3 protein-coding genes and 1 pseudogene are annotated in these 3,940 nt (G+C 49.0%); all 4 read right to left on the bottom strand.

The annotated features are described in order from the left end of the window. Positions 1–210: 210 nt before the first annotated feature. Complete coding sequence (gene imm2, locus QMZ29_RS10450; protein WP_060439466.1) at positions 211–585, bottom strand: Imm2 family immunity protein; 375 nt, start codon at positions 583–585, stop codon at positions 211–213. 2 nt (positions 586–587) lie between these two features. Then, positions 588–2,063: pseudogene (locus QMZ29_RS10445) on the bottom strand (DUF637 domain-containing protein); the annotation flags it as partial. Between the two features lie 168 nt (positions 2,064–2,231). Beyond that, positions 2,232–2,612 (bottom strand): hypothetical protein, encoded by a 381-nt coding sequence (locus tag QMZ29_RS10440; protein WP_049288535.1) that lies wholly within the window; start codon positions 2,610–2,612, stop codon positions 2,232–2,234. Continuing rightward, a partial coding sequence (locus QMZ29_RS10435) for a deaminase domain-containing protein (protein WP_283225769.1) occupies positions 2,612–3,940 on the bottom strand: 1,329 nt, incomplete at its 5' end. The genes QMZ29_RS10440 and QMZ29_RS10435, both read right to left, overlap by 1 nt.

Genomic DNA, 3,940 nt, shown 5'->3' with positions numbered 1-3,940 from the left:
TCCAGTCGCCGTTGCTCAGCTGCGGCAGTTTGACGTTGTTCGGGTTAAGCGGTTTGCCCGCCGCGACCTATCGGCGTTTATATGGGATACAACATCAAGAGAAAACGGCTCCGAAGAGCCGTTTCTGTGTGTGGGTTAGATCCAATCTTCATAGTCGCTGTCATGGATCCAGACGATAGACAAAACACATCAATCCACACGAGCATCCTTTTATTCAGGCTTATCGATCAAGCCAAGCAATCGAAGATCGTTTAAAATTTCGTTTTTTTCATCTTCAGTTACATCCTTAAGCATTTCGAATAAATCATTTTCCGATAATATTTTTAATATGATATCTGTGTGGAACTTTACTGTTTGATCACTACATCTACCAGCCATAAAGATGAGCGTCACTAGCTCAAGCATGAGGCATTCTATTGGTTCTTCAAACGAACCTTCTAATGACTCATACGCAAACGCCTGATCAGATGTAGCACAAACAGAATGATTACCATCACGTTTCAGTAGGTTAAGTATATTTCTGCAATAAGCGTAACTTGAATAGGCAAAGCTACTCCTTATTTCATCATAACTCATCACATTCATTGTTATTTACCTCTTCCTGGAATCAAACGCACACCATTATTGTCCAAAACGTCAATTTTCACCCCTGGATATCTACTTTCGAACTGCTTAACAACGCCTAAACAGCTTTCGCAGGCAGGCTTTTCGGTGAAAATAGTAACAGAGCCATTGGCGGAATAGTTTTTACCCAATCTATCGGCTAAGTTATCCAATATTTTATATTCGGAGTCTATATTTCTTGCTACATGTCTACCATCATCAGTAAGAATAGTCTCATATTTAAAATTTTCTTTTCCCATCCCAACAAAACCCTTACCTGCAACGTCTATGAGATTATGGCTTGCAAGTGTCTTTGGCATTCCAGATATATCAATACTGGCCACTGCAACGTTACCACTGCGTTTCGGGGCTGATGTCAAACCGGCCCTCAGTTCTGTAACCTGGTTTTTGAATGTAGCAGCCTGCTGAACGGTCTTCTCATTGACCAGATACCCTTTCCAGGCGCTGGTTGGGCCTACCAATTTGGATGACAGGTATTGGTTGCCGACGTTTGCTTTACCCATACCGGCAAATGTGTTGGCAATAGAGACCGCCATCACCGAGGCATTCACCCAGTCCGGCGACCACCCGGTCAACTTGCTGATTTGTTCTATCTGCTGGTTGCGAGCAAACAGCTGGCCGTCGGTTATCTGGTCGCCCAAATCATACGTGAATAACTTTTCGCTGTCATAGCCGGCAAACGCCGGATAGTTGCCGAAGCGCTGACGCTCTTTTTGTACCCAGTAGTTGGCGATGAGACCGTCTTCATCCCGCGTTGACGGGTACTTATTCATCAGGGCTTCAAACTGCTTGCGTTCGTCTGAGTTCAACGCCTCTTGCGTGGTGCAAGCTACTTTTCGGCAGGATGCGGCCATCAGACGCGCTTCTTTTTCCTTGTCGCCCTTAGCCAACGCTTTAATGGCGTTGAGTTCTTCCTGGTGCAGCTGTCGATTGAAACGCTCGACAAACTCACCCGCATTTGCACCGCTGGTGGCACCTGCGGCTTTGGCGGTTACGATGGCCCCTGCAAAGGCGCCCGCTACGCGGCTGATTTGAGCCTGACGCTCTTGCCAGCCTTCACTTCTGACCAGATTATCATTGATGATCACCCCGGCCAGCTCCGCCGCCAGCGCCCCTGCCGCCGCGCCTTTGGCATTCCCCTTGCCGATTTCCGCGCTGATGCCCGCCAGAACGGCATGGCTTACGGCCCGGCCCGGTATATCAAGAACCTGACCGTTATCCCCAATCAGGTTGGCGCCCTCGGCCTGCACCTGGCTGCCGATGTTCGCCAGCAGCGCATTGGTCAGGTTGTCCTTGAAGCTGCCGCCATTGATGGCGGTATTCAGGCTGGAGTTGATGACCGATTGCCCGGCCACCCGCTGCGCCACCTTGCTCCAGTCCCCGTTGCTCAGCTGCGGCAGTTTGACGTTGCGTGGATTGAGCGGTTTGCCCGCCGCGTCCTATCGGCGTTTATATGGAATACAACATCAAGAGAAAACGGCTCCGAAGAGCCGTTCGTATGGGCGTTAGATTTCCGTCAATCTTGATCTATAGTGGTACTTTTTACCTTGGCTAGCCCCCCGCATGAGAAAAACGTGCTTAGTCTCAAACTGTTAGGAGCTGGAAGGTTACTCGGGCTTATCAAGCAATCCAAGCAACTCCATATCATAAAGCAAATCGCTTTTTTCTTTTTCAGAGATATCTTCAGTCAAAACACCCAGAGGATATTCATTTATAATCTGTTTAATAACACTCCGAATGTTATTTTCCACCTCTCCCGGTTCTCTTCCGGCCATTAAAATTAGGAGAAAAACCTTGAACATTAACTTTTCTATTGGCGAAAAAGGAGTATTTTCATATTGATAGGCTGCATACCCAATTTCTAAACCATCATAAGATGATTTTTCACCCGTTTTTTGGTTAATGTCAAGAATGTTTCTACAGCAATCATAGAAACACCCCAGTACCATTTCTCTTATTTCACCGTAAGTCATACGCTCATCATCCATTATTTCAACCTCCTAGGAATTAGCATTACATCGTTATTATCAAGGACATCCACTTTAATCCCTGGGTATTTTTTCTGAAATTGGTCCACAACACCCAAGCAGCTCTCACAGGCAGCACGTTCAGTGAAAATAGTGACTTTACCTTTGATAGACACATTGCCACCCAACTTATCAGCCAGGTTGTCCAGAATTTTGTATTCCGAGTCTGTATTTCTTGGTATTGGTTTACCATCCCCGCTATTGATGGTTTTAAATTTAAAATTGCCGCTACCTTTTCCTATAAAACTATTCTCTGCTTTATCGATCCCACTGTGCGCCGCAAGTGTCTTTGGCATACCGGGGATATCAATTTGCGCTACGGCGGCATTCCCACCTTTCCTGATCTTTTGTGAGAACGGTGCCCTGGCATCCAATACCTGCTGCCTGAACGTTGCTGCCTGCTGAACCGTCTTCTCATTGACCAGATACCCTTTCCAGGCACTGGTTGGCCCTACCAGTTTGGATGACAGATACTGGTTGCCGACGTTCGCTTTACCCATACCGGCAAACGTACTGGCGATAGAAACCGCCATCACCGAGGCATTCACCCAGTCCGGCGACCAACCGGTCAACTTGCTGATTTGTTCTATCTGCTGGTTGCGTGCAAACAGCTGGCCGTCGGTTATCTGATCTCCCAAATCATACGTGAATAACTTTTCGCTGTCATAGCCGGCAAACGCCGGATAGTTGCCGAAGCGCTGACGCTCTTTTTGTACCCAGTAGTTGGCAATGAGGCCGTCTTCATCCCGCGTTGACGGGTACTGATTCATCAGGGCTTCAAACTGCTTGCGCTCATCTGAGTTTAGCGCTTCCTGCGTGGTGCAGGCGACTTTTCGGCATGAAGCCGCCATCAGACGCGCTTCTTTTTCCTTGTCGCCCTTAGCCAACTCTTTAATCGCGTTGAGTTCTTCCTGATGCAGCTGTCGATTGAAGCGTTCGACAAACTCCCCCGCATTTGCACCGCTGGTGGCACCTGCGGCTTTGGCAGTTACGATGGCCCCTGCAAAGGCGCCCGCTACGCGGCTGATCTGAGCCTGACGCTCTTGCCAACCTTCACTTCTGACCAGATTATCATTGATGATCACCCCAGCCAGCTCCGCCGCCAGCGCCCCTGCCGCCGCGCCTTTGGCATTGCCCTTGCCGATTTCTGCGGCCACGCCCGCCAGAACGGCATGGCTTACGGCCCGGCCCGGTATATCGAGAACCTGACCGTTATCCCCAATCAGGTTGGCGCCCTCGGCCTGAACCTGGCTGCCGATGTTCGCCAGCAGCGCATTGGTCAGGTTGTC

The organism is Serratia sp. PF-27, from assembly GCF_030053255.1.
GTDB classification, from domain to species: Bacteria; Pseudomonadota; Gammaproteobacteria; order Enterobacterales; family Enterobacteriaceae; genus Serratia; species Serratia bockelmannii.
This window is presented reverse-complemented; position numbering and strand designations above follow the sequence as displayed.